Raw genomic sequence first — 2441 nt, forward strand, 5'->3', positions numbered from 1 at the left:
TCTTTTGAAGGATCACGCGGTGACCACCCTCTATCCGGCTACGACACGCTCAGACATTTGCTGGCGTCCGGTCGTACACCATCCTGCTGGACTCAACCTTACGAGATCCGCGTCGACGGCGTCCTCGACGACCGATGGGCCGGCTGGTTCGGCGAACTACAGGTCGGCGGCGAGGCCGGTCACACCGCCATCTTCGGCCTGATCGCTGATCAACCCGCATTGCACGGCGTTCTGACCACAGTCTGTGACCTCGGACTATGTCTGGTCTCGGTACGTCGGCTCGGCCCCGTCGAAAACCGAGATCGAATGCGGCACCGGGCAAACGCCAGCGAAACCGAACTATCAGAAGAGGACAACCCTGAATGACCGAACACGACACCACCGAAACCGTCGAACGGGAAAAGGTTCGATTCGTCAGCGGCCACACCCAATGCGCCGCGTGGTTCTATCCGGGAACCAACGGCGCCTGCGTGATCATGGCCGGCGGGTTCGCGGTGCCGAAGGAGCCGGCCACCGACCAGTTCGCGAGGCGATTCAACGATGCGGGGTTCGCCGTCCTGGCCTTCGACTACCGCCGCGTCGGCGAGAGCGGTGGGCAACCGCGCCTCGCCTTTTCGGCGAGAGACCAGCTCGACGATTGGCAGGCAGCCATCGACTCCGCGCGAACCCTGCCGGGAGTCGATCCGGCCAAACTCGCGGTGTGGGGATTCTCTGCCTCCGGTGGGCACATATTCCGGGTCGCGGAGCGCAACCCTCAACTCGGCGCGGCGATCGCGCAGACACCGAACCCCTACGGTCCGGCGGTGAGCCGCAACGCCATGCGCCACCAGAAACCACTGGCGATGCTGCGCTTCACCGCGCGGGGCATCGCCGACACCCTGGGCAGCCTCATGGGGCGTCCGCCGCGATTGGTGTCGCTCGTCGGAGTGCCCGGGACGGTGTCAATGCTGACTACACCGGACGGACTCGACACCGGACTCGCACTGCGTTCGCACAGGTATCCGGACTGGCAGCAGATGGTCGCTGCCCGTACCGCACTTCGCTTCAGTCTCTACCGGCCCGGTCGCGCCGCGTCCCGCGTGCGATCGCCGCTACTCGTCGTGGTCTGTGACCGTGATCAGACATCGCTGGTCGAACCATCGGTGAAGGCCGCGAGCCGAGCTCCGCGCGGGGAGGTCGTCAAGATATCCGGTAACCACTACGCCCCCTTCTTGGACGAGCATGAGCAGGCCGTGGCCGCCCAGCTGTCGTTCTTGCATCGGCACCTGTTCGATCAGCCCACCGCAGATCCCTCCGGTACCAGCGGTAGCTCGCGGAAGTGAAGCGTATGAAGCAGATCGACCTCTCGGCGGGAACTGTCGACTACCAGGACTCCGGCGGTGAAGGCCCTACGGTCGTGCTGCTGCACGGGTTGATGATGGACGCGACGCTGTGGGACGGATCGATTGCCGAACTGTCGGCCGACCACCGATGCGTTTCGCCGACATTGCCGTTCGGCGCGCACCGGCACGGGATGCGCGCCGACGTCGACCTGTCTTTGCCCGCGATCGCGCGACTGGTCGCAGAATTCCTCGACCGCCTCGACCTACAGCGGGTGACACTCGTCGGGAACGACACCGGCGGCGCGCTCGTCCAGTTGCTCATGAGCGATGGCACCACGCTTTCGCGGCAACGCGTGAGTCGCGTCGTGCTGGTCTCGTGCGAGGCTTTCGACAATTTCCCGCCGGGGCTGACCGGGAAGATGCTGATGTTCGCAGGCAAGCTTTCGCCGCCGTTGTTCGGGCTGTTCATGCAGCAGATGCGGTTGCGGATGCTGCGCCGCAGCCCGCTCGCTTTCGGTTGGCTGACCAAACGCGGAGACGCAACGGTCGCCGGTTGGATGAGGCCGGCCTCGACCCAGCCGGAGATCCGCCGCGATACTGTGCGGATGCTGCGCGCTGTGGCGGCAGACGCGCGGTTGTTGCTCGACTCGGCCGAGTATCTGCCGCGCTTCGACCGGCCCGCGCTGGTGGTCTGGGCCCGAGACGATCGTGTGATGCCGCCCGACCACGGCAGACGCCTCGCCGCACTGCTCCCGCTCGGCCAGTTGGTCGAGATAGCAGACAGTTACACCCTCGTCCCGCTCGACCAACCTCTGCGGCTCGCCACAGCGATCCGGGAGTTCATCGGCCTTCGCCACACCTGACCGCCAGCCGGGCTACGGAAAGGGCGGCCGCTCTACAAGCACTTCGTCTGCGGCGAGGGAACGGTCCACGCACTGCTGGCCTCGATAAACTGAGCGGAATCGGAGTCACTCTGCGTGGTTGCCGGATACGCGAGGCTGTCATGTGAATTGGCGGGGGAGGTTGAGTCCAGCAGGATGGTGTACGACCGGACGCCAGCAAATGTCTGAGCGTGTCGTAGCCGGATAGAGGGTGGTCACCGCGTGATCCTTCAAAAGA

General features: G+C 65.2%; 3 protein-coding genes. All 3 read left to right on the plus strand.

What is annotated here, in order from left to right; all coding sequences use genetic code 11:
• Window positions 1-366, plus strand: a 366-nt coding sequence (locus tag IG65_RS37465; RefSeq protein ID WP_231509619.1) for a hypothetical protein, incomplete at its 5' end; no start/stop codon positions are given.
• Window positions 363-1322 carry an alpha/beta hydrolase gene (locus IG65_RS0133760; protein ID WP_036526568.1) on the plus strand — a complete coding sequence of 320 codons (960 nt, stop codon included), beginning with the start codon at window positions 363-365 and terminating at the stop codon, window positions 1320-1322. The genes IG65_RS37465 and IG65_RS0133760, both read left to right, overlap by 4 nt.
• A 5-nt stretch (window positions 1323-1327) precedes the next feature.
• Window positions 1328-2185 (plus strand): alpha/beta fold hydrolase, encoded by an 858-nt coding sequence (locus tag IG65_RS0133765; protein ID WP_030518981.1) that lies wholly within the window; start codon window positions 1328-1330, stop codon window positions 2183-2185.
• Window positions 2186-2441 lie beyond the last annotated feature (256 nt).

It is taken from the genome of Nocardia sp. NRRL WC-3656 (assembly GCF_000720265.1).
GTDB classification, from domain to species: Bacteria; Actinomycetota; Actinomycetes; order Mycobacteriales; family Mycobacteriaceae; genus Nocardia; species Nocardia nova.

Coding starts and splice junctions, on each gene's coding strand:
- IG65_RS0133760 (WP_036526568.1), top strand. CDS start 363: ATGACCGAACACGACACCACCGAAACCGTCGAACGGGAAAAGGTTCGA.
- IG65_RS0133765 (WP_030518981.1), top strand. CDS start 1,328: ATGAAGCAGATCGACCTCTCGGCGGGAACTGTCGACTACCAGGACTCC.